This window comes from Mesorhizobium sp. (assembly GCF_004962245.1).
In the GTDB taxonomy this organism is placed as follows: Bacteria; Pseudomonadota; Alphaproteobacteria; order Rhizobiales; family Rhizobiaceae; genus Mesorhizobium.
The window spans coordinates 22,328-47,564 of record NZ_SUHQ01000018.1; the positions used below are offsets into that span (position 1 = coordinate 22,328).

General features: G+C 63.4%; 26 protein-coding genes. 15 read left to right on the top strand and 11 right to left on the bottom strand.

Annotation, left to right across the window (positions count from 1 at the left end):
- The first annotated feature begins 50 nt into the window (after positions 1 to 50).
- From lgt to E5X88_RS19625, 6 genes are all read left to right on the top strand, one after another.
- Entirely contained in the window at positions 51 to 926 is an 876-nt protein-coding gene (gene lgt / locus E5X88_RS19600) for a prolipoprotein diacylglyceryl transferase (RefSeq protein WP_292164179.1), read from the top strand.
- 72 nt (positions 927 to 998) lie between these two features.
- Positions 999 to 2,087 (top strand): class I SAM-dependent methyltransferase, encoded by a 1,089-nt coding sequence (locus E5X88_RS19605; RefSeq protein WP_292164181.1) that lies wholly within the window; start codon positions 999 to 1,001, stop codon positions 2,085 to 2,087.
- Between the two features lie 108 nt (positions 2,088 to 2,195).
- On the top strand, positions 2,196 to 2,990 hold the full coding sequence (gene pgeF, locus E5X88_RS19610; RefSeq protein WP_292164182.1) for a peptidoglycan editing factor PgeF: 795 nt from the start codon (positions 2,196 to 2,198) through the stop codon (positions 2,988 to 2,990).
- Positions 2,990 to 4,141 (top strand): Xaa-Pro peptidase family protein, encoded by a 1,152-nt coding sequence (locus E5X88_RS19615; protein ID WP_292164184.1) that lies wholly within the window; start codon positions 2,990 to 2,992, stop codon positions 4,139 to 4,141. The genes pgeF and E5X88_RS19615 overlap by 1 nt, the downstream gene beginning before the upstream one ends.
- Positions 4,142 to 4,194: 53 nt before the next feature.
- On the top strand, positions 4,195 to 4,839 hold the full coding sequence (locus E5X88_RS19620; RefSeq protein ID WP_292164186.1) for a hypothetical protein: 645 nt from the start codon (positions 4,195 to 4,197) through the stop codon (positions 4,837 to 4,839).
- Between the two features lie 154 nt (positions 4,840 to 4,993).
- Positions 4,994 to 5,929, top strand: a complete 936-nt coding sequence (locus E5X88_RS19625) for a ribose-phosphate pyrophosphokinase (RefSeq protein ID WP_006202540.1) — start codon at positions 4,994 to 4,996, stop codon at positions 5,927 to 5,929.
- A gap of 12 nt (positions 5,930 to 5,941) precedes the next feature.
- On the opposite strand, the gene E5X88_RS19630 is transcribed toward E5X88_RS19625, so the two are convergent.
- The gene (locus E5X88_RS19630) at positions 5,942 to 6,790 is read right to left on the bottom strand and encodes a helix-turn-helix transcriptional regulator (protein WP_292164188.1); all 849 of its coding nucleotides are present in this window, start codon (positions 6,788 to 6,790) and stop codon (positions 5,942 to 5,944) included.
- 112 nt (positions 6,791 to 6,902) lie between these two features.
- Here E5X88_RS19630 and E5X88_RS19635 point away from each other — a divergent pair, with 112 nt between their 5' ends.
- Both E5X88_RS19635 and E5X88_RS19640 read left to right on the top strand, forming a co-directional pair.
- Positions 6,903 to 8,147, top strand: coding sequence for an MFS transporter (locus tag E5X88_RS19635; RefSeq protein ID WP_292164190.1), 1,245 nt, complete (start codon positions 6,903 to 6,905; stop codon positions 8,145 to 8,147).
- A 361-nt stretch (positions 8,148 to 8,508) separates the two neighbouring features.
- On the top strand, positions 8,509 to 10,377 hold the full coding sequence (locus E5X88_RS19640; RefSeq protein ID WP_292164192.1) for an ABC transporter ATP-binding protein/permease: 1,869 nt from the start codon (positions 8,509 to 8,511) through the stop codon (positions 10,375 to 10,377).
- Between the two features lie 21 nt (positions 10,378 to 10,398).
- On the opposite strand, the gene E5X88_RS19645 is transcribed toward E5X88_RS19640, so the two are convergent.
- The 5 genes from E5X88_RS19645 to E5X88_RS19665 form a co-directional block, all read right to left on the bottom strand.
- Positions 10,399 to 10,716, bottom strand: a complete 318-nt coding sequence (locus tag E5X88_RS19645) for a MocE family 2Fe-2S type ferredoxin (protein ID WP_292164194.1) — start codon at positions 10,714 to 10,716, stop codon at positions 10,399 to 10,401.
- Positions 10,717 to 10,794: 78 nt separating this feature from the next.
- Positions 10,795 to 11,736 (bottom strand): substrate-binding domain-containing protein, encoded by a 942-nt coding sequence (locus E5X88_RS19650; protein WP_292164195.1) that lies wholly within the window; start codon positions 11,734 to 11,736, stop codon positions 10,795 to 10,797.
- Between the two features lie 65 nt (positions 11,737 to 11,801).
- Positions 11,802 to 12,809: a sterol desaturase family protein gene (locus E5X88_RS19655; protein WP_292164196.1), complete on the bottom strand. Its 1,008-nt coding sequence runs from the start codon at positions 12,807 to 12,809 to the stop codon at positions 11,802 to 11,804.
- 7 nt (positions 12,810 to 12,816) lie between these two features.
- A complete protein-coding gene (locus tag E5X88_RS19660; protein ID WP_292164197.1) occupies positions 12,817 to 13,608 on the bottom strand; it encodes a 3-methyl-2-oxobutanoate hydroxymethyltransferase in 792 nt (263 codons plus the stop codon).
- 74 nt (positions 13,609 to 13,682) lie between these two features.
- Positions 13,683 to 14,687, bottom strand: coding sequence for a LacI family DNA-binding transcriptional regulator (locus E5X88_RS19665; RefSeq protein WP_292164365.1), 1,005 nt, complete (start codon positions 14,685 to 14,687; stop codon positions 13,683 to 13,685).
- Between the two features lie 373 nt (positions 14,688 to 15,060).
- On the opposite strand from E5X88_RS19665, the gene E5X88_RS19670 reads away from it, so the two are divergent.
- From E5X88_RS19670 to E5X88_RS19695, 6 genes are all read left to right on the top strand, one after another.
- A complete protein-coding gene (locus E5X88_RS19670; RefSeq protein WP_292164198.1) occupies positions 15,061 to 15,702 on the top strand; it encodes a 50S ribosomal protein L25/general stress protein Ctc in 642 nt (213 codons plus the stop codon).
- A gap of 23 nt (positions 15,703 to 15,725) precedes the next feature.
- Positions 15,726 to 16,457, top strand: a complete 732-nt coding sequence (pth, locus tag E5X88_RS19675; protein ID WP_292164200.1) for an aminoacyl-tRNA hydrolase — start codon at positions 15,726 to 15,728, stop codon at positions 16,455 to 16,457.
- Between the two features lie 97 nt (positions 16,458 to 16,554).
- A complete protein-coding gene (ychF, locus tag E5X88_RS19680; protein WP_292164202.1) occupies positions 16,555 to 17,658 on the top strand; it encodes a redox-regulated ATPase YchF in 1,104 nt (367 codons plus the stop codon).
- Between the two features lie 225 nt (positions 17,659 to 17,883).
- Positions 17,884 to 18,858 (top strand): magnesium/cobalt transporter CorA, encoded by a 975-nt coding sequence (gene corA, locus E5X88_RS19685; protein ID WP_292164204.1) that lies wholly within the window; start codon positions 17,884 to 17,886, stop codon positions 18,856 to 18,858.
- 157 nt (positions 18,859 to 19,015) lie between these two features.
- Positions 19,016 to 19,477, top strand: a complete 462-nt coding sequence (locus E5X88_RS19690; protein WP_292164206.1) for a MaoC family dehydratase — start codon at positions 19,016 to 19,018, stop codon at positions 19,475 to 19,477.
- Positions 19,474 to 19,944: a MaoC family dehydratase gene (locus E5X88_RS19695; RefSeq protein WP_292164207.1), complete on the top strand. Its 471-nt coding sequence runs from the start codon at positions 19,474 to 19,476 to the stop codon at positions 19,942 to 19,944. The genes E5X88_RS19690 and E5X88_RS19695 overlap by 4 nt, the downstream gene beginning before the upstream one ends.
- A 52-nt stretch (positions 19,945 to 19,996) precedes the next feature.
- Here E5X88_RS19695 and E5X88_RS19700 read toward each other — a convergent pair whose 3' ends face one another.
- The 4 genes from E5X88_RS19700 to petA all read right to left on the bottom strand — a co-directional run bounded on the left by E5X88_RS19700 (position 19,997) and on the right by petA (position 23,593).
- Positions 19,997 to 20,542, bottom strand: coding sequence for an adenine phosphoribosyltransferase (locus tag E5X88_RS19700; RefSeq protein WP_292164209.1), 546 nt, complete (start codon positions 20,540 to 20,542; stop codon positions 19,997 to 19,999).
- Between the two features lie 206 nt (positions 20,543 to 20,748).
- A complete protein-coding gene (locus E5X88_RS19705) occupies positions 20,749 to 21,621 on the bottom strand; it encodes a cytochrome c1 (RefSeq protein WP_292164211.1) in 873 nt (290 codons plus the stop codon).
- Between the two features lie 89 nt (positions 21,622 to 21,710).
- A complete protein-coding gene (locus E5X88_RS19710) occupies positions 21,711 to 23,015 on the bottom strand; it encodes a cytochrome b N-terminal domain-containing protein (RefSeq protein ID WP_292164213.1) in 1,305 nt (434 codons plus the stop codon).
- A 17-nt stretch (positions 23,016 to 23,032) separates the two neighbouring features.
- Positions 23,033 to 23,593, bottom strand: a complete 561-nt coding sequence (gene petA, locus E5X88_RS19715) for a ubiquinol-cytochrome c reductase iron-sulfur subunit (RefSeq protein WP_292164215.1) — start codon at positions 23,591 to 23,593, stop codon at positions 23,033 to 23,035.
- Positions 23,594 to 23,882: 289 nt separating this feature from the next.
- On the opposite strand from petA, the gene E5X88_RS19720 reads away from it, so the two are divergent.
- Positions 23,883 to 24,239, top strand: coding sequence for a cupin domain-containing protein (locus E5X88_RS19720; RefSeq protein ID WP_292164217.1), 357 nt, complete (start codon positions 23,883 to 23,885; stop codon positions 24,237 to 24,239).
- Positions 24,240 to 24,413: 174 nt separating this feature from the next.
- Here E5X88_RS19720 and E5X88_RS19725 read toward each other — a convergent pair whose 3' ends face one another.
- Positions 24,414 to 25,115 carry a helix-turn-helix domain-containing protein gene (locus E5X88_RS19725; RefSeq protein WP_292164218.1) on the bottom strand — a complete coding sequence of 234 codons (702 nt, stop codon included), beginning with the start codon at positions 25,113 to 25,115 and terminating at the stop codon, positions 24,414 to 24,416.
- Positions 25,116 to 25,237 lie beyond the last annotated feature (122 nt).

The following is a 25,237-nucleotide window of genomic DNA, read 5'->3' on the forward strand; positions in this document are numbered from 1 at the left end:
ACCCTGCCGCATGGTCCGCGCCCGAACGTGATCGCAACTGGGAGATCCTGTTGAGCGAATACCTTATGCTGCCGCTGGCCGCCCTGCCCTTCCCCAACATCGACCCGGTCATCGTCCAGATCGGACCGCTGGCGGTGCATTGGTATGGCGTCGGCTACATCGTCGGCATTCTCTTCGCCTGGTGGTATGCCAAGCGGCTCGTCACCAACACAAAACTCTGGCCCGACGGCACCTTGCCGATGAAGCCCGAGGATCTCGACGACTTCATCGTCTGGGCGGCCATCGGCGTGGTGCTAGGCGGGCGCACCGGCTACGTGCTGTTCTACGACCTGCCGCGCTACATCGCCCATCCACTCGATATCCTTGCCGTCTGGCAGGGCGGCATGTCGTTCCATGGCGGGCTGCTCGGCGTCATTCTCGCCATGACGCTGTTTTCCTGGTCTCGCGGCATCCGCACATGGTCGCTGTTCGACGTGGTGGCTGCGGGCGTGCCGGTCGGCCTCGGCCTCGTCCGCATGGCGAATTTCATCAACTCCGAACTCTGGGGCAGGCCGACCGACGTGCCGTGGGCAGTCGAGTTCCCCAATGGCGGCCCATTTGCGCGCCATCCGAGCCAGGTCTACGAGGCGCTGCTCGAAGGCCTGGTGCTGTTCCTGGTGCTGCGCTTCCTCACCCATTCGCGACTCAAGCTGAAGACGCCGCGCTTCGTCGGCGGCGCCTTCATCGCCGGCTACGGCCTCTCGCGCATCTTCGTCGAATTCTTCCGCGAGCCTGATCAGCAACTCGGCTACCTCCTCGGCACCGGCTGGCTGACCATGGGCATGGTGCTGTCGCTGCCGATGCTGCTGGCCGGCATCTGGGCGATGGCGACGGCTACCGCATCGGCCCAAAAGCCGGAATCGGTTTTGGGAAAGCGCGATGCGTAAAATCAAAGTGCCAGGGCGTGCTTTCCAAATGGACGCACGTCGCCCTGGCCCGGTGACGCAATCGCTGCCGGTATGACCCGGCTTAAAACCCGCATCGTCGAGCTGATCGATGCGACGGGGCCGATCCCCGTCAGCCAATACATGGCGCTTTGCCTGTTCGATCCGCGGGACGGCTACTATACGACGCGCGAGCCGTTTGGGGCTGCCGGCGACTTCGTCACCGCCCCGGAGATCAGCCAGATGTTCGGCGAGTTGGTCGCTGTCTGGCTTTACGAAGCCTGGCTGGCGACCGGTCGGCCGATGCCGGTCACCATCGCCGAGATCGGCCCTGGCCGCGGCACGCTGATGAAGGACATGCTGCGCACGCTTTCGCGGCTCGATCCGGCGCTGACCACCGGCGCATCCTTCGCCATGATCGAGACCAGCCCGCGGCTGGCCGATGTCCAGAAGCAGACGCTGGCCGCCACGCCGGGCAAGGTCGGCTGGCACGAAAGCATCGACACGCTGCCGCAGACCCCGCTTTTCATCGTCGGCAACGAATTGTTCGACGCTGTGCCCATCCGCCAGTTCGTCCGCGCCGGAACAGGCTGGCGTGAACGGATGATCGGCCTCGGCGGCGCGGACGAATTGCGTTTCTTCGCCGGCGCCGGCTCGGTCGATCCGACGCTGCTGCCGGGCGACGCCGAAAACGCGCCACAGGGCGCGATCGTCGAGGTCGCGCCGGCCCGAGCAGCGCTGATGGCGACCATCACCGAGCGGTTGGCGCGGCTCGGTGGCGCCGGCCTGTTCCTCGACTATGGCTACCTCCGACCAGGGGTCGGCGATACGTTGCAGGCCCTGCGCAAGCACGATCACGAAGACGTGCTGGCCAATCCGGGCGAAGCCGATCTCACCGCCCATGTCGATTTCGCCGCCCTTGCCGCGATTGTGCGGGCGCATGGCGTCACTGCCCATCTCTCCACACAAGGTGAATTCCTGGTGGCAATGGGGCTTCTTGAACGCGCGGGCCAGCTCGGCGCCAATGCCAATGAGGCGACCCGCGAAAAGATTGCGGGCGAGGTCGAACGCCTCGCCGGCCCGCAAGCCATGGGGGACCTCTTCAAGGTGCTTGCCATCCTGCCTGCCGGCATCGCCGTTCAGCCCTTTTCAACGGCGGATTGACTTTTCGCTGCCGCCTCTCCCACTCTCCCGACTTTCGACCGTCTCCGACTGTAGCCGATCTTTGGACTGTAGCTTGACGAAATCACCCACACGGACAACAACGCCGCCATGCTGAATCAGACCAAACCGGATCCCGTTCGGTCGCCCTTGTTGGAAAAGGCGCGGGCGCAAGGCATTCGCCATGGCTACTTCACCCGCATCGGCGGCGTCTCCGGCGGCATCTACCGGGGACTAAACATCGGCACCGGCTCGAGCGACGACCAGGCTCAGGTAGCCGAGAACCGCCGCCGCGTCGCCGACTGGATGGGCGTACCTTCAAGCCATCTCTTGACCGCCCACCAAATCCATTCGCCCGACGTCGTCATCGCCAGGGAGCCTTTTTCCGGCGAGCGGCCGAAGGCCGACGCCATCGTCACCGACCGGCCGGGCATCTCCGTCGGCGCCTCGACCGCCGATTGCGGACCGGTCCTGTTCGCCGATGCCGAGGCGCGTGTCATCGGCGCGGCACATGCCGGCTGGAAGGGCGCCTTGTCAGGCGTGCTGGAAAACACCATTGCAGCGATGGAAGGCCTCGGCGCCCAGCGCGAGCGCATCGTTGCGGTTCTCGGCCCTTCCATCGGCCCTGAAAACTACGAAGTCGGGCCGGAATTTGTCGCCCGCTTCGTCGAGGCCGATGCCGACAACATCCGCTATTTCGCGCCGGCCGCGAAGTCGGGACATGCAATGTTCGACCTCAACCTCTATACGGTCGATCGACTGACCCGGGCGGGCGTGACCGCCGACGGGCTCGGCCGCTGCACCTACGCCGAGGAGGATCTGTTCTATTCCTACCGGCGCACCACGCATCGCAAAGAGCCGGATTACGGACGGCAGATTTCGGCAATCGTTTTGGAGACAGAATAATGGCGCTGCATTTCGAACGGTCGGAATTTGACGCGCGGCGCGATCGGCTGATGATCGAGATCGCCGAGAAGAAGCTCGATGCCGTCCTGCTGTTTGCGCAGGAGAGCATGTACTGGCTGACCGGCTACGATACGTTCGGCTTCTGCTTCTTCCAGTGCCTGGTGGTGAAGGCAGATGGATCGATGATCCTGCTCACGCGCTCGGCCGATCTGCGCCAGGCGCGCCACACCTCGATCATCGACAACATCGTGCTGTGGACCGATCGCGACGGTGCCAATCCGGCGATCGACCTGCGCAATTTGCTCAACGACCTCGACCTGCTCGGCGCCCGCATCGGCGTCGAATACGACACCCACGGCCTGACCGCCTACAATGGCCGGCGCCTGGACGAGCAATTGCAGACCTTTGGCCAGATCGCCGACGCGTCCGGCATCATCAACCGGCTGCGTCTGTTCAAGAGCCCGGCCGAAATCGCCAAGGCGGAAAAGGCGGCGAATCTCGCCGACGACGCGCTGGATGCGGCCCTGCCGCTGATCAAGCAGGGTGGCGACGAAGCCTTGATCCTTGCCGCCATGCAGGGCGCGATCTTTGCCGGCGGCGGCGACTATCCGGCCAACGAGTTCATCATCGGCTCAGGGACGGACGCACTGCTTTGCCGTTACAAGGCCGGGCGCCGCAAGCTGACCAAAAACGATCAGCTGACGCTCGAATGGGCCGGCGTCTTCCATCACTACCATGCGGCGATGATGCGCACGGTGCTGACGGGCAAGGTGTCGAAGCGTCACCAGGAACTGTTCGATGCGGCGCGCGCAGCACTTCTGGCCGTCGAAAAGGCGATGACGCCCGGAAATACCTTCGGTGACGTGTTCGACGCGCATGCCCGCACGCTCGAGGCGCACAATTTGACCAAGCACCGGCTCAATGCCTGCGGCTATTCGCTTGGCGCCCGCTTCACCCCGTCATGGATGGACATGCCGATGTTCTATCAGGGCAATCCCGAACCCATCGCGCCAAACATGACGCTGTTCGCCCACATGATCATCATGGACTCCGAAACCGAGACCGCGATGACGCTTGGCCGCACCTATCTGACGACCGAGTCGCAGCCGAAGCCGCTGTCCCGCCATGATCTCGACTTGATCGTGCGGTGAATCCATAATGGCAAGAATGCAAGGGGCGTTCGTCGCCAGGGAGTTTTGAGGCAATGAGGCGATCGCATGTGACGACCGTGTCACTGCTCACGGCGCTGACGCTGGCCGCCTGCACCAGTGCGAAGGACGTTCTCGAACCCTCAGCCATCGCCTCGCAGTCGACACAGGCCGTGCCCGGCACGACGGCAACGACCACCCCACCCGCAACGACCGCCCAGCCTTCCGCAACCGCCCAGCCTTCCGCAACCGCCCAGCCTTCCGCGACGACACAGCCTTCCGCCCCAGCGCAACCCGCAACCACGCCCGCAACGAGCGCAGCCGTCATCGCACGCACCCGCCTGCAGGTGGCGCCGATCGTCGGCGCCTCTGTGGAAGCCGCGACACCGCTGACCGCGGAGCTTCAGACCAGAGCCAAGCAGCGCGGCATCACCTTGGCCGGCAGCGCCGGCCAGACCCCCACGCACGTGCTGAAAGGCTATTTCTCGACGATGTCGGAAGGCAAGGACACCACCGTCATCTATGTCTGGGACGTCTATGATCCGGCAGGCAACCGGCTGCATCGCATCAACGGCCAGCAGAAGGCGCCCTCGGCCAATGGTGGCGAAGGCTGGTCCGCGGTCGCGCCGGAGACCATGCAGACGATCGCCGACCAGACGATCGACCAGTTCGCCACATGGCTTGGCGGTCAAGCGGGCTGACATGTTGCCGGCTTCCCTCGCCGAAAGCGTTTATTGAGATTAGCCGGCGGATTCCCGATCACGACGCTTGCAATACCGGCACGGGCCGCTAAAAGCCCGACTGAGAGGCTCAAGAGAGTCTGTCAGAGTCTCCATCCTTCACCAGGAACGGTGCATGAAGCTCTTCGCGGGCAATTCCAACAGGGTGCTGGCCGAAGCGGTCGCCCGCTATCTCAACATCCCGCTGGGCAAAGCCAGCGTCAGGCGCTTCGCCGATCAGGAAATCTTCGTTGAGATCCAGGAGAATGTGCGCGGCGAGGATGTCTTCATCCTGCAGTCCACCTCGTTCCCGACCAACGATCACTTGATGGAACTGCTCATCATGATCGATGCCTTCATGCGCTCGTCGGCCAAGCGCATCACGGCGGTCATTCCCTATTTCGGCTATGCCAGGCAAGACCGCCGCGCTTCGGGCCGCACGCCGATCTCGGCCAAGCTGGTCGCCAACATGATCACGCGGGCGGGCGTCGATCGCGTGTTGACGCTGGATCTCCATGCCGGCCAGATCCAGGGTTTTTTCGACATTCCGACGGACAATCTGTTCTCCGTTCCGGTCATGGCTCGCGACGTGAAGGCAAAATACAAGCAGCTTGCCAATGTCGTCGTCGTATCGCCCGACATTGGCGGCGTGGTGCGGGCACGCGCGCTCGCCAAGCGCTTCGATGCACAACTCGCCATCGTCGACAAGCGCCGCGAGCGCCCCGGCGAATCGGAAGTCATGAACATCATCGGCGCGGTCGCCGGCAAGGATTGCCTGTTGATCGACGACATCGTCGATTCGGGCGGCACGTTGTGCAACGCCGCCGATGCCCTGCTTGCCAACGGTGCCACCAGCGTCACCGCCTATATCACCCATGGTGTGTTGTCGGGCGGCGCCGTTGCCCGCATCAGCGGCTCGAAGCTGCAGGAACTGGTCATCACCGATTCCATCCAGCCGACGCAAGGCGTGCTCGACGCCCCCAACATCCGCGTCATCTCCATCGCCGACCTGATGGGCGAGGCGATCTCGCGCACCGCGACCGAGGAATCGGTATCGAGCCTGTTCGACTGAAATCTGCCTGCGCTACCCGTTCGACACCCTGATGTTGTCCCTTGACCCGCGCATATAGCCGCGCGGCGAGGTTCCCAGCATGCGCCTGAACATGGTAGTGAAGGCCGGCACGCTGTCATAGCCGAGGTCGAGCGCCACCCTTGTGATCGGCTCGCCATCCGCCAGCCTCGGCAAGGCCGCGAACAGGCAGGCCTGCTGGCGCCATGTCGACAGCGACAATCCGGTCTGGCGATGAAAAGCACGGGTGAAGGAACGGCGGCTCATGCCGACGATACCGGCCCATTCGTCGATCGTCGCATGCGGCGAGGGCGCTGCGACGAAGCGCCGGCAAAGTGCTGCCAGCTTGGGGTCGGATGGGAAAGGCAGGCCGAGCGGCTGCTCGGGCAGGCTCGGTATCTCGTGCAGCAAAAGGCCGAGCACCAGGCCCGTCCGCCCGGTCGGCTGCGGTTCGGCCGGCAGCGTCACCGCCTCGATGATCAGGCTGCGCATCAGGTCCGTCATGCCGACCACGCGCAGCCCTGTGGGCAGGCCCTCTATCGCATCGGGCGTGACATAGACCGAGCGCATGCTGACATTGCCCAGCATTTCGACCGAATGTTCGATGCCCGCCGGTATCCACATGGCATGGTCGGGTGGCACCATCCAGCGGCCCTGCTGCGCCGTCACCAGCACCACGCCGCGCAGCGCGTGCAGCAACTGGCTGCGGCTGTGATGATGACGAGGCACGTTGTAGCCGTCCGGATATTCCGACGGCAGCGCCACGATCGAACCGCTGGTTCCCTCCAGCCAGGCCAGCCGCTCGCGATGCAACCGGCCGAGATCGCCGGGCGGCGCCTCCAGATACGATATCAGTTCTGCCATGGTCGTGGCCCACTCGCGAAACTATTGGACCAAACCACGAAAGAAGTCGCTTCGCAACGGGATTATAAGCGCTCCCGCGGCATCGCCTGCCAAAAAGACCACGGAGCCTGCCTTGACCGATACCACAGCGACAACTCCCGCCGCGCCAGCCAGCCACGCTTCGGCGCAGGCGACGGCCTTCACCGTCATTCTGGCGGTGAGCTTCTGCCATTGTGTCAACGACATCATGCAGTCGCTGCTGTCGGCCATCTATCCGCTGCTGAAGGACAATTACGGTCTCGATTTCTGGCAGATCGGCCTTTTGACCTTCACCTTCCAGGTGACGGCGTCATTGCTGCAGCCGCTGATCGGCATGGTCACCGACAAGCGGCCGATGCCCTATTCGCTACCCTATGGCATGGCCTCCTCGCTGATCGGGCTGATCGTGCTGGCCTATGCCGGACACTACACGCTGCTGCTGATCGGCGCCTCGCTGATCGGCATCGGCTCGGCGATCTTCCATCCGGAATCCTCGCGCATTGCCCGTTTCGCCTCGGGCGGCAGGTTCGGCCTGGCGCAATCGCTGTTCCAGGTCGGCGGCAATCTCGGCCAGGCCATCGGGCCGCTGCTGGCTGCCTTTATCGTCGTGCCGTTCGGCCAGGCCAGCATTGCGTGGTTCGCCGTCGGATCGCTGATCGGCATCATCGTGCTGTGGCGGGTCGGCGGCTGGTACAGCCGCCTGCGCGCCTCGCTCGCCAACCGCAAGGCGGCAGGCTTCGTCTCGCCCTTCCCGCGCCGCAGGGTGATGGGCGCGCTGGCGGTGCTGACCTTGCTGGTGCTGAGCAAGAACGCCTACATCGCCAGCCTCGCCAGCTACTACACCTTCTACGCCATCGATAAATTCGGCGTGTCGGTGCAGATGTCGCAGGTCATGCTGTTCCTGTTCCTCGGTGCCTCGGCGCTGGGCATCCTGCTCGGCGGCCCGTTCGGCGACCGCTACGGGCAGAAGGCGATGATCTGGTTCTCGATCGTCGGCGTGCTGCCCTTTACGCTGGCCCTGCCCTACGCCAATCTCGAATGGACGATGATCCTGACGGTGCTGATCGGCCTGATCCTGTCCTCGGCCTTCTCCAACATCGTCGTCTTCGCCCAGGAACTGGTGCCCGGCCGCGTCGGCATGATCGCCGGCATCTTCTTCGGCTTCGCCTTCGGCATGGGCGGCATCGCCGCCGCCGTGCTCGGCGTCATCGCCGACATCAAAGGCATCGACTTCGTCTTTCAGGTCTGCTCCTACCTGCCGCTGCTCGGCCTGCTGACGGTGTTCTTGCCGAACATGAAGCAGGCGAGAAAGCTCGAGGCCGCGACAATGATCGGCTGAAGCGTGAGTTTGGACTTCGGCTTTTGATCCGAACCGAACGACTTGTTGTGTGTCGGCTTTCAGGTGATCAGCAGAGATCCGGCAAGGCCGCGCTGGATGACATTGGCATGCCTTGCCAGCAAGGCGGCCGTAACGATTGATCCAGCGCAAATGCGATCTGCCGCGGTGTGCCGCTGTCCGCGGCCCATCTGCCGGATGCTTCGCCTCGTGACATTTGACAAGTTCGCAACGCCCGACCATGTCTGGGCGGAAGTGGTGCGGATAGGAATATCCTGACCACAGGCAGCGACCTCGGGAGGATGCCTTGCGCTGGCGGAGCCGTAGTCGGGAAAAACAGCCGCGGTCGAGGCCCGTTTCCTCGATGTGCAGCTTCTGGGGCCTGATGCGCGCCTACTGGCTCTCCGACAAATGGCAGGTGGCCTGGGGTCTGACGGCTATCATCGTGGCGCTCACCGCTTTGTCGGCAATGGCCAGCGTCTGGTTCGCCGAAGCATCGGGCGAACTGGTCAATGCGATTGCCTTCCTCCACCATCCGCAAAACCCGACGACGCCTGCGTCCCTTCTGGCAAGCGCGGCGACCCTGGTCGCTATCGTGGTCCTCAAGGACGTCGGTTTCACCTCGGTCCGCCATTACTTCTCAACCACCCTGCACCGCAAATGGCGCGCCTGGCTCGACCGGCGCTTCAACGACGCGCTACTCGACGACAACCATACGCACTATCATCTGCAACACGGCGCGGCGAAGGACGAACCGAACGAAGCCTCGGTGCCAGATAATATCGACCAGCGCGTCCAGGAATCCATCAAGGGCATGACCGGCGGCGCCATCGGCCTCGCGATGGGCATCGCAGGCGTAGTCCTGTCGTTTGTCTTCGTCGGCCAGAAGGTCATCGCGACCTCAACCGAAGTCAGCGGGCTGGAGTTCCTCGGCAGCTATGGCAGCGCCTGCCTGACGGTCGTGGCGATCGCTGCCTACGTCCCCATCAACACCTTCGTCGCGGTGAAGCTGGGAGCGACGCTCCAGAGGCTGTCGAACAGGATGCAATGGGCCGAAGGCAGCTACCGCAGCGAGTTGAACACGCTTCTTCACCGCAGCTTCCACGTCGCCGCCGCGAGAGGGGAGAAAGCGCAGGGGGGAATTCACAGGCGGCGCTATTTCAATATCGACCGCACCTGGGCGAGCCTGAACTGGCTGACCGCGAGCTACATGGGCTTCGAGCTCGTCTACAATTTCTTCGGCTCGCGCATCGTCGCCTACGCGCCTGGCCTGCTTCCCTACGTCGAGAACAAGATCAGCCTGCAAGCCTATGTCACCGGCGCCGAACTGACCAATGCGCTCATCGGTGACTGTTCGTGGTTCATCCACGTCATGCCCGAGATTGCGACGCTGAAGGCGAACGCCCGTCGCGTAACCGACCTTGCACAGGCGATCGAGGACGTGCAGCGGCCGCGCGAATTCTATGCCCGCACTGGCCACGCGGAGTTCCGCTACGCCAGGCAGGATCCGCAGTTCGGCCTGACGATCCAGAATCTGCAGCTGATGCATGCGGGCGACGACGAGCCCTTCGTCACGACAGGCAACCTGCACTTTAGGCGCGGCGAATGGACCCTGCTGGTCGGAGAATCGGGCAGCGGCAAGTCTTCGCTGTTCAAGGCGATCAACGGTCTCTGGCCCCACGGCCGCGGGACCATCGTCCTGCCCAAGAACGTGCGGACCTTGTATGCCGCGCAGGACGTCAAGCTGCCGCCGGTAACATTGAAGGAGTTGATATGCTTGCCCGACTCCGTCGAAGCTCACCCGGACGCCGAGGCCGCAGCAGCGATGAGCAAAGCCGGCCTTGCCGATTTCGTCGGTGACCTTGCCGAGGAGGGCCGCGACGGACATAGCTGGGACCAACTCCTTTCCGGCGGTCAGAAGCAAAGGGTCATCCTTGCGCGGATCCTACTGCTGCGGCCGAGGCTGCTGTTCCTCGACGAACCGACCAGCGCACTGGACAGCGAGGCGACGGTTGCGTTTCATCAGGCCATCAAGGACGTTTGCCCCGACGCGACCGTGATCAGCATCATGCACGACGCCGTGCCACCGAAATCCGCGACCGGCGGCGAATTCTTCGATAGCATGCTTGCCATCGCCGACGGCACCGCAACGAAGGGCCCACTGCCGGCCCTGACAGGCCGTCCCGTCGGTCCCGCGCGCGTGAGGCCGCGTCCGGAGAGAACGGCCGGTTAGGGAGGCGGCCGCTTGGCCTTGTCACTGGCTGACCGCCACCAGCACGGAGCCGGATTCCACCTTTGCCGGATAGGTCCTGAGATTCACACACGGTGGCAGCCGCATTGCCGCGCCGGTGCGATAGTCGAAGGCGCCGGCGTGCTTGGGGCATTCGACCTCATAGTCCATGACAAGCCCATCGGCGAGATGGACGGCCTCATGCGTGCACAGGCCGTCTGTACAAAACACCTCGTCATCCGGCGAGCGGAAGACGGCGTAGGTCCGGCCACCATGGTCGAAGCGGCGAGCGCCTTCCTGTTCGATGTCGTCGAGGCTGCAAGCTCTGATCCAGCTGGACATATTCTTTCCTTCGATAATGAATCGCAGGGCACCGTCCAGGACGGCCTGTGCGGCTGTCCTGGACGTTTCTGCTGCGGCCTAGTTCTTGTTGAGGTATTCGCCCATGTTGGCGGGCGTGACGAGTTCGAAGGGGACATAGACGACGCGGTCGACCTTCTCGCCCTTGGCGAGCGCGAGTGCCGCGTCGACGCCGCCGCCGCCCTGCCCCTTGGCATTCTGGAACACGGTCACCGCGAGGTCGCCCGCCTTCATCGACTGCAGGCCGTCCTGGGTGGCATCGATGCCACCGACGACGACGTTATTCATGTCGACACCGTTGGCCTTCAGCGCCAGGATGGCACCGATGGCGGATTCGTCGTTGTTGGCGATGACGGCGTCCGGCGCCTGGCCCGCGGTCAGCCAGTTGGTCATCAGGTTCTGCGCATTGTCGCGCGACCATTCGGATGACTGCTTGTCGACGATCTCGATGAAATTGCACATGTCGGTGCTGAAGATCTGCTCGACATCCTTCGTCCGCTGCAGCGCAGCCTGGTGAACGAGGCTGCCCATGACGATGTAGGCTCTGGCGCCCGCCGATTTGCCCTTGGCGCGCAGCAGCTTGCACACCTCGAAGGCCTCCAGCGTGCCGGATTCCACCTCGTTCGAACCGACATAGACCTGCTTGTCGGGAAGATTGGCCATGTCGGTGGGCTCGAGGTTGACGAAGACCAGCGGAATACCGGCTTTGGCGGCCTCGTCGCTGAGGGTCTTGGAAGCGTTGGTGTCGACCAGCGTGACGATGACGACGTCGACGCCGTTGGCGATGAAATTCTTCACCTGGTCAAGTTGCTTGGCGACGTCGTTCTGGGCGTCCTCGACCTGGATACCGACACCCTTCTCCTTGGCGCGGTCCTGCATGCCGTGCATCAAGAGCGTCTGGAAGTTGTTGTCGAAGTTGACGATGCTGACGCCGATCTTTTCGGCCATCGCGCCGGTCGACATCATTGTCGCCAACGCTGCCGAGAGCAGAAGCTTCTTCATGGTTTCCTCCCTTTGGACGTGGGGTGCCGGCTCACCCCTTTTTGGGAATACCGGCCCTGACGGCGCTACTTGGCCGCGGCGTTGGCGCGTGCCTTCTTCTTCTCGTAGCGCGCCTGCATGCGCGCCTCGCCTTCCTTGCTGCCGTCGTGGAAAGTGCCGAGCCACTTGTCGAACGGGATGAGACCGTCGCCGTAGTTCACCTCGAAATATTTGTGGTGGAGGTAGTGGATATAGGCGTGGCTATCGACTGCCGTGTCCTCGCTGAGCTCAACCTTGTCGAAGCCGACATGGCCGGGAATGGCGCCGAAGCCGGCGAAGTGCAGTTGGTAGAGCGCGAGCACCGGGTTGGACGGGATGACCAGATGCCAAAGCGCGACGCCGAGATAGCCGAACTGCTCGACCGGATGCATCGACAGCGACGACCAGGGCGACGGGTTCACCGAATTGTGGTGCACCGAATGCACCCATTTGTAGAGCGGCGGCCAATGGATCGCCCGGTGCAGCAGGAAGAAGTGGGTCTCGTGAATGATTGGTGCAGCCAGCGCCAGGCAGAAGAGATAGATCGGATGCTCGGCGAAGGTCAGCCATGGCACATACCCGTTGGCATAGGCGTAGAGAATGCCAACCTCGATCGCCGTCCAGATCGGCAGGCCGGTGCCGAAGGTACGCAGCATGTTGTCGATGTTCTGGCTTTCGAAGAAGAAGGCCTTGCTCTTCTGCTCGGACGGCCATTTGCCGTTGTATTTGAACCGGTTGCCCTGCGCCCTCAGGATATAGAGCCGGAGCTCGAAGACGCCGAAGAACAGAAGCAGTGCCGCACAGTTGACGAGGAAGAGTTTTAGGATCCAGCCGAAGCTGAGCGTCTTCATCACCTCGGCATCAGGCAGCACGAAATGCCACCAGGCCACCGCCGAAAGGGCGAACAGCAGATTGTAAGGCAGGAAATAATGCGGCAGCCACTTCAAGAGCGTGAGCGGGCGCGGTGGGAAGACGAAGAGCGGCGCGGTGCCGGCCGGCTCGCTTGGAGCCCAATCGCCTCGCTTGTTGCGCGTGCCGTATTTCAGGTCATCCATTTCGGTCTCACAGGGATTGGGAAAGCGTCAGGAAGCGGTCATAGGCGGCATCGTCCATCTCCACCTGATGTCCAGCTTCGGGGTAAGTGCCACCGGCAACGTCAGTCCCGAAGGCACGGAAAGCAGCGATCCGCTTTGCCTGCAATTCGGCTTCCAGCGTGACGAAGTCAGCATAGCGCTTGGCATGGCGCGGGTAGTGGCCGGTGTGGGTGCCGAGCACGTCGCAGGAAAACAGGTACTGCGTGTCGCAGGCTGTGCCGCAGCCCATGCCCATGGTGATCATTGGCGTCGAGCGGGTGATGTGCTCGGCCAGCCGCACCGGCACCACCTCGACCTCGATGCAGGCGGCACCGGCATTCTCCAGATCTTTTGCCGCGCGCAACACCCTCACGGCCTCCTCGGCGGTGCGGCCAATGGCGCGGAAGTTCGTCCAGGTGGCGCGGTTCGGCACCAGGCCGACATGGCCGGTGACGGGAATGCCCTCCGCCGCCATGGCTTCGATGAAGCGAGGCGAATGCGAGCAATAGACCGCATCGGCGCCGCGCTTCATCATGGCGAAGCCGAGCCGCACCGCCTCATCAGGCGAGGCGACCGCGCCGTGCGGCATGCCGACGGAGAGGAACGCGAAGGGTGCCGCCTGGCGGATGGCTTCGAGATTGTGGTCAGGCTCGCAGGACAGGATGGTGATGTCGCAGGCGACGGCAGCAGCCGCCTCGGCCGGTGTATCGACATGCAGTTGCAGCCATTTGCGAGTGCCCTTGGCGCTCTGCAGATCGTAGGCCGTCAGCCGTCTGGTCACCTGTCATCCTCCCGTTTGCTGAGGGGATAACATCGCGGCCGGCGGAAGGCCGCTTGTTCCTTGATCAAATCAGATCAAACGTTCTCGGCGGTGAAAGTGACGAAGCGGATCGGCGGATTGTCGACCGGCAGGTCGTGCAGGTTCAATTTCGCCAGCACGAGGTCCATGGCGCGCCTGGCCTGCGCCTCCGGCGCCTGATCGAGCACAACATCCATCGTGCCCTCGCGGAGCGCACGGGCGCTGCGCTCGGTGAGTTCGTGGCCGACGAAGAACACGTCGCGGCCCAGCGGGTGGCGCCGCAGCACATCGTTCAGCGCGGCGTTGGCGCCGCCGCTATTGTAGAGACCGGCTAGGTCCGGCCAGCGCGTCAGCGCCTCGACCAGTTGCCCCGCGTTTCGGTCGCCCTCGTCATGGCCGAACAAGGCCGCGACCGGCTCGAAATCGCCGCCGGCCTCCATCAGATAGTCGAAGAAGCCGCGCACGCGGTCGCGGTGCACGCGGTAGATCTGGCTATGGCAGATCGCCACCACCTTGCCCGGCCGCCTTTGCATGCGCGCCATCAGCAGCCCGGCCATGCGCCCGGCCGCGTAATTGTCGATGCCGACATAGGCGCCGCTGGTGCCCGAAATCTGTGTGACGATCTGCACCGTCGGGATCATCTGCGCCTCCAGCCGCCTCAGTGCCGCACCGACCAGCGGATGGTCGGGAACCGCCAGGATCAGGGCGGCGCGGCGCATGTCGGGATCGAGGATCCGCTGCGCGATGGCCGCGGGATTTGCCTCATCGAGAAATGTCCGGTGGACGGCGATCGTCCGATCGAGCGTGGCGGCGATGCGTTCGAAGGCATGCGACAGGCGGGCAAAGAAGGTGGCGTCCGGGCGGACCAGGATGACCTCGATCCTGATCACCCCGCGATGGGCTTCCGGCAGGCGGCGCGGATAGTCGAGCGAGCGCGCGGCGGCGACGACTTTCTCGACGGTGGCGGGCCTGACACCGCCCCTGCCGTTCAGCACGCGTTCGACCGTCGCCGTGCCGACCCCGGCGCGGCGGGCGATCTCAAGGAAGGTGGGTTTTGGAATCTTGGTTCCCCGCTGTCACGACGTCAGAACCTAGCCAGCCGCACATGCTTTTCCAAGACAGATGATCTGCCGACTCCCCCGAAGGATCCCGGCGATGTTCGGAATTGAATGCACCGGCTGTGCGGCAGTCGGTTGCGCCTGGGCTTTCGGAGTGAGAATGTCGGGCTCAAGCCAGACATTCATGGCTCAGACATTCACTGCGATACCCGCACGGCTTGCACCCCGCCCCGCCTTCCGCTATAGAGCCGCCACCCGCGTAGACACCCTTGGAGGCAACGCGGCGGAAGGCCGCCTCACCCGGCGGCTTTCGACGTTTACGGCCCAGGCACCTCGCCGGCCGCGAACGCTCCAGAACAACGCGAAAGGAAATGCCATGAGCCAAGCTTCTTACGAGCTCAAGGCCGAAGCGCGCGAACAGGTCGGTAAGGGGTCCGCCCGTGCAGTTCGCCGTAACGGTAAAGTGCCTGCAGTAATCTACGGTGACAAGCAGCCTCCCCTGGCGATTGCCCTCACCTACAAGGACATCTACTACAAGATCCATGGCGGCGGGTTTCTGACCACGATCGCCACGATCGATGTCGACGGCAAGAAGATCCAGGTCCTGCCCAAGGACTTCCAGCTCGACCCGGTCAAGGATTTCCCGGTCCATGTCGACTTCCTGCGCATCGGCAAGGACACCGAAGTCAATGTTGACGTGCCGGTCCACTTCATCAACGAGGACAAGTCGCCCGGCATCAAGCGCGGCGGCGTGCTCAACATCGTGCGTCACGAGGTCGAGTTCCACTGCCCGGCCAACGCGATCCCGGAATTCATCACCGTCGATCTCGCCGGCACCGACATCGGCGATTCGATCCACATCTCGGCGGTCAAGCTGCCGGCCGGCGTCAAGCCGGTGATCTCCGATCGCGACTTCACCATCGCGACCATTGCCGGCTCCTCGGCGATGAAGCCGGAGACGGAAGAGGTGGTCGAAGCGGCTGAACCCGAAGCGGCTCCTGCCGACGAAGAGAAGTAATCCCTTTCCGCCCGGAGGTGACGATGCTGCTGTTTGCAGGCCTCGGCAATCCGGGCGCGAAATACGCCAACAACCGGCACAATGTCGGCTTCATGGCGGCGGACGCGATCGCCCGCCGCCATTCCTTTTCGCCCTGGTCGAAGAAGTTCCAGGGCCTGATCGCCGAAGGCACGCTTGGCGGCGAAAAGATCGTCCTGATCAAGCCGCAGACCTTCATGAACAATTCCGGCCAGTCGGTCGGCGAAGCGCTGCGCTTCTACAAGCTCGCCCCCTCGGCGCTCACCGTTTTCTATGACGAGATCGACCTCGCCGACGGTAAGGTCCGCCTGAAGACCGGCGGCGGCGCCGGCGGCCACAACGGCATCCGCTCGATCGACGGCCATGTCGGCAACGCCTATCGCCGCGTGCGCATCGGCGTCGGCCACCCCGGCGTCAAGGAATTCGTCCAGCATCATGTGCTTGGTGATTTCGCCAAGGCCGATCGCGAATGGCTGGAGCCGCTGCTCGACGCCATCGGTGCTCATGCCGAAATGATCGTCAAGGGCGACGAATCCGGCTTCATGAACAAGCTCAACCTCGCCGTTCAGGGCAAGACCGGTGCCGCGCCCGAGACGGAAAAGCCCACCCCGAAACAACAGGGCCCAAAACAACAGAGCCATATCCGTCAGGCGCGGCCACAGCAGCCGGCGATCAAGCCGCCTGAAACCGGCCCGATGGCCGCCATGCTGAAGAAGCTGTTCGGCGGCAAGGATTGAGCCTCGCCACCGATCGGGGCTGGAGGGCTTGACGATCGTCGGCGCTTTCGCCCATAGCCCTCATCAAATTTCGATTTCCCGATAGGACCGGACAAAAATGGGTTTCAAATGCGGCATCGTTGGCTTGCCCAACGTCGGCAAGTCGACGCTTTTCAACGCGCTGACCAGGACGGCGGCGGCGCAGGCCGCCAACTATCCGTTCTGCACCATCGAACCGAACACCGGCGAGGTGGCGGTGCCCGACCCGCGCCTGCAGAAGATCGCGGCGATCGGCAAGTCGAAGGAGATCATCCCGACCCGCATCTCCTTCGTCGACATCGCCGGCCTTGTGCGCGGCGCCTCGAAGGGCGAAGGACTGGGCAACCAGTTCCTGGCCAACATCCGCGAGGTCGACGCCATCGTCCATGTGCTGCGCTGCTTCGAGGATGACGACATCGCCCATGTCGAAGGCCGCATCGACCCCGTTGCCGACGCCGAGACTGTCGAGACCGAGCTGATGCTTGCCGACCTCGACAGCCTCGAGCGCCGCATCGTGCAGTTCCGCAAGCGCGCTTCCGGCAAGGATAAGGAGGCGATGACCGTGCTTCCCATGATGGAAGCCGCTCTCGAACTCCTGCAGGCCGGCAAGCCCGCCCGCATCCTGCTCAACGGCATCGCGCCTGAGGATCTGCGCATTCTGCAGGGGCTGAACCTGCTGACGTCGCACCCCGTGCTCTATGTCTGCAATGTCGCCGAGGCCGACGCCGCAACCGGCAACGCGCACACCAAAGCGGTCGAACAGATGGCCGCCGCGCAAGGCGCCCGCACCGTGGTGATTTCCGCGGCGATCGAAGCCGAGGTCGCGCAGCTCAGCGATGACGAGGAAATGGAATTCCTCGCAACGCTGGGCCTCGAAGAACCTGGCCTGAACAAGGTGATCCGCGCCGGCTACGAGTTGCTGCAGCTCATCACCTATTTCACCGTCGGGCCGAAGGAGACGCGCGCCTGGACCGTGCACAAGGGCGCCAAGGCGCCGCAGGCGGCGGGCGTCATCCACACCGATTTCGAGCGCGGCTTCATCCGCGCCCAGACCATCGCCTACAACGACTTCATCACGCTGGGCGGCGAAGTGGCGGCCAAGGAAGCCGGCAAGGCGCGCGACGAAGGCAAGGAGTATGTCGTCCAGGACGGCGACATCATGCTGTTCAAGTTCAACACCTGACCCGACCGACAGCGCGCCGGCAGCCATCACGGCCGCCGGTGCGATCACGGCCTCGTGCACGGCCGCACAGGCCCTCCCGCGCGGCTTGACTGCCCGCAATGCCCGGTCTAAGGGGCGTCTGCACCGGGCCGGTGCTTTCGTCGAAAGCGCCCGTCCCGAGCAATCCGAAACGACGCATCGCTACCGAACGCACCGCTCTTTGGCCACAGCAAGGGAGACCCGGCGATGATCAAGGCATTCGTCGTGGAGAATGATCGCCTGCGCGTCGTCGACGATCTCCTGGCAAACAGCGACAGGGTGGTCTGGGCCGATCTTCTCAACCCGACGAAGGAAGAGGAAGCTTCGATCGAGACCTGGCTCGGCGTCGCCATTCCGACGCGCGAGGAGATGGAGGAGATCGAGATTTCGAGCCGCCTCTATATCGAGGACGGCGCCTATTTCATGACCGCCATTCTGCCGGCCCAGACCGAGGCCGACGATCCCCTGATGTCGCCGGTCACCTTCGTGCTGGCCGACAACAGGCTGATCACCGTGCGCTACCATGAACCGAAAGCTTTCAAGACCTTTCCGCTGCGCGCCGAGAAGGTGGCGACCGGCTGCACCAGCGGCGACACCATCCTGATCGGCCTGCTGGAGGCGATCGTCGACCGCCTCGCCGACATTCTGGAGCGCGCCGGCCGCGACATCGAAACGATCTCGCGCGACATCTTCGAGGCAAGCTCGATCAAGGCTTCCAAGCGCAACCGCGACTTCCAGGAATTGCTGAAGGCCATCGGCCGCAAGGAGGACATCGCCTCCTCGATCCGCGACAGCCTGATCTCGCTGCAGCGGCTCGCCGGCTTCCTCACCCACGCCTCGACCCAGACCAAGATGAGCAAGGACATCCGCGCGCGCATCAAGACCTTGTCGCGCGATGTGCTGTCGCTCGCCGACCACGCCACCTTCCTGTCGCAGAAGATCAACTTCCTGCTCGACGCGACGCTCGGCATGATCTCGATCGAGCAGAACGCCATCATCAAGATTTTTTCCGTCGCCGCGGTCATCTTCCTGCCGCCGACGCTGGTCGCTTCGGTCTACGGCATGAATTTCGACATCATGCCCGAGCTCAAATGGCAGCTCGGCTACCCCTTCGCCATCGGCCTGATGATCGTATCGGCGATCCTGCCCTACTGGTATTTCCGCCGCCGCGGCTGGTTGTAGAGCCGTCGAACCTTCCGTTGTCCGTCTGGCGCGAAGGCCTGGCGCACTAGAAATTACTTGACCAAATCCCGCCCCGCCTGCATCCGGGAACCCCGATCTTCGCGATCGTACAACCTCGAACCGGACTCCAGACCATGACCGGAAAGAATTCCTGACCATGACGGGAAAGACCTGGGCCTATGAGGACTTCGTCGAGGGCGTCTCGCTCGACCTCGGCACGAAGCTGGTGAGTGCGGCCGAGATCATCGAATTCGCCGAGGAATTCGATGCGCAGCCTATGCATCTCGACGAGGCCGCGGGCAAGGCCAGCATCCTTGGTGGGCTGGCGGCATCCGGCTGGCACACCTGCGCGATGTTCATGCGTATGCTGTGCGACGCCTTCCTGCTCGATTCGACCTGCCAGGGCGCCCCTGGCGTCGACCAGGTCCGGTGGAAAAAGCCGGTGCTGGCCGGCGACATCCTGAGCGGCAACACCACCGTCCTTGCCAGGCGCCTGTCCAGATCCAAGCCCCAGCTTGGCCTTGTCACTATGCGCAGCGAGCTTTTCAACCAGCGCGGCGAAAGCGTCTTCGATCTTGAGAACACCGTCATGTTCCTGACCCGTGAGGCCAGCACGTGAGCCTTGACGAGTTCTTCTGCATCGACGTCACCGTCACGCTCGGTTCGCATACATTCGAATCCGAGGCGATCAAGGCCTTCGCCAGGAAATACGATCCGCAGATTTTCCATCTCGACGAAGAGGCGGCGAAGAAAAGCGTGTTCGGCGGTCTGTGCGCCTCGGGCTGGCACACTGCCGCCACCTGGATGAAATTGAACCTCGAGACCCGCATGGAGACAGAGGGCGCCCGCTGGACCGGCCCTGGTCCCTCGCCCGAATTCGGCCCCTCGCCTGGCTTCAGGAACCTCAAATGGCCGAAGCCCGTCTATGCCGGAGAAACCGTGACCTTCACCCGCACCGCGCTTGCCCACCGCCCCATAAGCTCGCGCCCGGGCTGGCGGCTGCTCACGCTACGCTCGGAGGCCTTCGATTCGAGCGGCGACAAGGTCATCGAGTTCGAAAGCGCCGTGCTGGTGAAGGTGGGGTAAGGCGCCACTTACCCTTCTCCGCTTGTGGGAGAAGGGTAAGAGGCGCGCCCTCTCAATGCCCTTCGAAGCCGATCAGCGTCCTGACCGGCACGCCGAGCGCTTCGAGTTTCTCCCGGCCGCCGAGGTCCGGCAGGTCGATGACGAAGCAGGCGGCGATGATGTCGGCGCCGATCTGCCGCAACAGCTTGACCGCCGCCTCCGCGGTGCCGCCGGTGGCGATCAGGTCGTCGACCAGGATCACCTTTTCACCCAGGGACACGCCGTCCTTGTGCATCTCCATCTCGTCCAGCCCGTATTCGAGGCTGTAGGCGACGCGCACCGTCTCGTAAGGCAGCTTGCCCTTCTTGCGGATCGGCACGAAGCCGGCCGAGAGCTGGTGGGCGACGGCGCCGCCAAGGATGAAGCCGCGCGCCTCGATGCCGGCGATCTTGTCGACCTTCTGGCCGGCATAAGGATGCACCAGCTCGTCGATGGCGCGGCGGAAGGCGCGCGCATTGCTCAGCAACGTGGTGATGTCGCGAAACAGGATGCCCGGCTTGGGATAATCCGGAATGGTACGGATAGAGGCAAGCAGCGTGTCTTCGAGCGAAGATTTCATGGGGCGGGCTCTCTGAGGCATTCGTCCGATTCGACTTGAAGACGTGAAGGAACTCCGGCCGATCGTAACCCGGCGCGGCCGGCGACGGCTACCGCGATGTGGCGGCCTGGAAAGAAAATTGTCCGGCAAAGAACTGGAGCCGGCGGTCTTCGGAAAATGCAAAAGGGCGCCTTTCGGCGCCCTTTTGATCTCGTGGCTTTGCGGGCTCAGTGCGCCACGCCGGCCCACACCTTGCGCTTGGTCAGATAGACCAGCGCGCCGAACAGCAGCAGGAAGACCAGCACGCGAAAGCCGGTCTTCTTGCGGTCTTCCAGATGCGGCTCGGCCGCCCACATCAGGAAGGCCGACACGTCGCGGGAATATTGGTCGACCGTCTGCGGCGAGCCGTCGTCATAGGTCACCTGATCGTCGGAGAGCGGGTTGGGCATCTTCAGCGACACGCCGGCCATGAAGTACGGGTTGTAGTGCGTGCCTTCCGGTATCTCCATGCCCTCCGGCGGCTGCTCGTCATAGCCGGTCAGCAGCGAGTGGATATAGTCGGGACCGCCCTGGGCGTATTGCGTGAAGATGTCGAAGACGAAACGCGGAAAACCACGCTCGACGCCGCGCGCCTTGGCCAGCAGCGACATGTCGGGTGGGGCAGCCCCGCCATTGGCGGCCGCGGCTGCCTGCTCATTGGGGAACGGCGCCGGGAAATGGTCGGACGGTATGCCGGGACGATCGAACATGTCGCCGGCATCGTTGGGACCGTCATTGATCGTGTACTCGGCCGCCAGCGCCTTGACCTGCGCTTCCGAATAGCCAAGATCTTCCAGTGTGCGGAACGCCACCAATTTCATCGAATGGCAGGCTGCGCAGACTTCCTTGTAGACCTTCAGCCCGCGCTGCAATTGCGCCTTGTCGTAGGTGCCGAACGGCCCGGCGAAGCTCCAGTCCATCTCCTTCGGCTTGTGTATCGGGAAATGCGTCGGCGCGGCTTCGTTGTGCGCCTCCTCCTGGGCGATGGCTCCGGTGGTCGCGGCCCCATTGCCTGCCAACACAAGGCCGAGCAGCGCCAGTGAGGTGAGAATCTTCTTCATGCCAAATCCCCTTGAGATTCTCTGCCGCGCAGTCGTCGTCTCGAGCATGATCTTGTCCGAAAACCGGTCTCCACTTTTCGGGATCATGCTCAGCCCTTGGTTTCCGGTGCGGCTGTCGCGCTGGCCGGATGTCCGCCACCGCCACCTTTGTTCTTCTCAAGTACCGCCTCGGTGATCGAATTCGGCAACCGCCGCGGGGTCTCGATCAGGCCGAGCACAGGCAGCGCGACCAGGAAGAAGGCGAAGTAGAACAATGTCGCCATCTGCGCCATGAAGACATAGCTGCCTTCGGCCGGCTGCGAACCCAGCCAGCCAAGCAGCACGGCATCGATCACGAACAGCCAGAAGAACAGCTTGTACCACGGCCGGTAGACCGCCGAGCGTACCTTCGAGGTGTCGAGCCACGGCACGAGGAACAGCATGGCGATGGAGCCGAACATCGCGAGCACGCCACCGAGCTTGGAGTTGATCGGCCCGATATTGAAGGTGATGGCGCGCAGGATCGCGTAGAACGGCAGGAAGTACCATTCCGGCACGATATGGGCAGGCGTCTTCAGCGGGTCGGCGACTGTGTAGTTGTCCGGGTGGCCGAGAAAGTTCGGCAGGTAGAAGACGAAATAGGCGAAGACGAACAGGAACACGATCATGCCGAACGCGTCCTTGATGGTCGCGTAAGGGGTGAAGGCGACGATGTCGGTCTTCGACTTGACTTCGATGCCGGTCGGGTTCGACTGCCCGACCACATGCAGCGCCCAGATGTGCAGCACGACGACGCCGGCGATCATGAACGGCAGAAGATAGTGCAGTGAAAAGAAGCGGTTAAGCGTCGGGGTGTCGACAGCGAAACCACCGAGCAAAAGCTGCTGGATCCAGTCGCCGACCAGAGGGATGGCGCTGAAGAAGCCGGTGATGACGGTCGCGCCCCAGAAGCTCATCTGCCCCCAGGGCAGCACATAGCCCATGAAGCCTGTCGCCATCATCAAGAGGTAGATGATGCAGCCGAGGATCCACAGAAGCTCGCGCGGCGCCTTGTAGGAGCCGTAGTAGAGGCCGCGGAAGATGTGGATGTAGACGGCGACGAAGAAGAACGATGCGCCGTTCGAATGCAGATAGCGCAGCAGCCAGCCCGAATTGACGTCGCGCATGATCTTCTCGACCGAATCGAAGGCGAGAGTGCTGTCCGCCGCATAGTGCATGGCCAGTACGATGCCGGTCAGGATCTGAGCCGCCAGCATGATCGACAGGATGCCGCCGAAGGTCCACGCATAGTTGAGGTTGCGCGGCACCGGATAGGCGACGAAGCTGTCATAGACCAACCGCGGCAGCGGCATGCGGGCGTCGAACCAGCGTCCGATACCGGTCTTGGGCGTATAGGTCGAGTGTCCCTCGCTCATCGAAATGTCCCCTCGCCTCAGCCGATACGGATCTTGGTGTCGGAAATGAACTGGAACACCGGCACCGACATGTTCTCCGGCGCCGGACCCGCCCGGACGCGGCCGGCGGTGTCGTATACCGAACCGTGGCACGGGCAGAACCAGCCGCCGAACTCGCCTTCCTGGCCGAGCGGAATGCAGCCGAGATGGGTGCAGACCTGGACCATCACCATCCAGGCCTCCTTGCCCGGCGTGGTGCGGTTGGCGTCGGTCGCCGGCGCGTCGGCCGGCAAATTGGCGTTGCGGGCGAGCGGATCCTTGAGCTGGGCCAGATTGACCGCCTCGCCGTCCTTCATCTCTTTTTCGGTGCGGTTGCGCACGACCACCGGCTTGCCGCGCCACTTCACGACAAGCGACATTCCCGGCTCCAGCGAGGAGACGTCGACCTCGACCGAGGCCAGCGCCAGCGTCGAGGCGTCGGGGCGCATCTGGTCGATGAAAGGCCAGGCGACGGCACCCGCGCCGACCACCGCGGCCATGCCGGTGGCGACGTAGAGAAAATCACGACGGTTGGGATCCTGGATGTCGGTTGCGCTCACGGGTGCCTGATCCTTTCGCCTCTTCCGTGCCGGTGGCCGAGCCTTGTTCCCCGCTCATTCACGCCAACCCGACAGCGCATGGCGAACAGGCTAGCGAATTCCTCCGGCATTGGACTTCGGTTTATGCGTGAAGCCCGTTTTTGTCCAGACGGGTGAAGGCACAAGGGCAGATTGTCGCGGGGGCGCAACAGACGCATCTCGAACACGGCGAAAACGACCGGAAATCAACCGCAAAGCAGCGCCTGCGTTTGCCTCGACAGGAGACCCAGCCTCGGTCTATCCTCGACCCATGGCGCATGTCATCGACCGCGACAAATGGGCCAGCGCGCCCGACCGCTGGCCCCATCGCTGGCAGGGCGAGCTGCAGTGCGGCGCCTACGGCTCCAAAAGCTGCCTGATCTTCAATTATCTGCCGGAGATCGGCGGCGGCCCGCGGCTGCACATGCATCCCTATAGCGAGATTTTCATCATCCGCACTGGCACCGGGCTGTTCACCGTCGGTGACCGGCAGATCGAGGCGTCGGTCGGCCAGATATTGATCGTGCCGCCGAACACGCCGCACAAATTCACCAATCTCGGCCCAGGCCCGCTGGAGACCACCGACATCCACGAAAACGGCAGCTTCATCACCGAATGGCTGGAATAGACCATGATCCCGAACCGAAGGTCCGCCTTAGCGAAAAGTGGAAACCGGTTTTCGCTGGAGATCATGGGCCGCCCGAAACAGTCATTCCCCGTCAATGCGACTGACGCAAACGGTCTCGGCTTCTTAAGCAGGCTGAAGGCCCACTCCTGACACAGCCGTAAGCTGCACCATACGCTACGCAGAGACCAGCTTCTTTTCCGTCGCGAAGGGGCTCAGGCCAAGCCAGGTCTGCATGTGACTGGCGACCTGACGATCGCCGGTGAGCAGGAGCTTTCCCTCGCTCATCGCCTTACGGACGGTCGTCAGCCCCATCCAGATCGCGGTCATGGTGCGCAGGTCGGTGGTGACGTAAAGGTCGACATCGAAGCCGGGATCGACCGAGCAGAGATCCACCTCAGCGCCGGGCTCGATAAGAAGCCACCACTGCCGGCGAGCGGCCGGCAGTTCGGGGTACAGGAAACGAATCACGCAGCGCCGCGGCGGCAACAGTGAGGGATCGAGATTGCGGTGCATATCCCACATCAACAGCGACGGATCGAGATGTTGCAGCGAGACATCGGCCTCGAACCAGCGCTGGCCCCATATGCCGATCGCTTCGATCACCGGCTTCAAGTCCCGTCCGGCAGGCGTTAGTTGATATTCCAGAATTCCCGGCTCGGTCCGCGAGGCAACACGATGGACGATGCCCGCCTCCTCGAGATCACGCAGCCGCTTGACTAGAAGCGCTGGCGACATGAGCGGCACGCCGCGGCGCAGATCGTTGAAGCGGGTCGAGCCGGCCACCAGTTCGCGCAGGAGCACAACCGTCCAGCGCGTGCACAGCACTTCGGCAGCCATGGCCACCGGACAGAACTGTCCATAGCTGGCTTGTGTCATGGCGAACCTCCCTAGGTTCACCTGACGCTACGGCAGATTGCAGTTCCTGGCTAGTTCAGATTCTATACCGGGGCACTTCAATTCCTGAACTAGAGCTCGCCTCCTCCCTTGTGCCATCTTCG